Annotated in this window: 1 rRNA gene; it reads left to right on the top strand. The window is 50.8% G+C overall.

What is annotated here, in order from left to right:
- Positions 1-157 precede the first annotated feature (157 nt).
- Positions 158-262: ribosomal RNA gene (locus tag G3N94_RS42065) — 16S ribosomal RNA — on the top strand; the annotation flags it as partial.

Genomic DNA, 262 nt, shown 5'->3' with positions numbered 1-262 from the left:
GGCGCTTGATGACAGCGAGCCCGGTCCTCGGATCGGGATAGCAAAAGTATCAAGAGTCTCACACTAAAGTAAGTCAGGTTTATGAAGCAATTCATATGACCTGTCAGCTTTGAGTGAGCGACCGGTTTCTAACGAAACCGAAAACAGTAACAGGTTTGAACTGAAGAGTTTGATCCTGGCTCAGATTGAACGCTGGCGGCATGCCTTACACATGCAAGTCGAACGGCAGCACGGGTGCTTGCACCTGGTGGCGAGTGGCGAA

This window comes from Burkholderia sp. Ac-20353 (genome assembly GCF_017104785.1).
In the GTDB taxonomy this organism is placed as follows: domain Bacteria; phylum Pseudomonadota; class Gammaproteobacteria; order Burkholderiales; family Burkholderiaceae; genus Burkholderia.
Note: the sequence above shows the minus strand (reverse complement) of the source record. Positions and strands in the feature narration are given on the sequence as shown.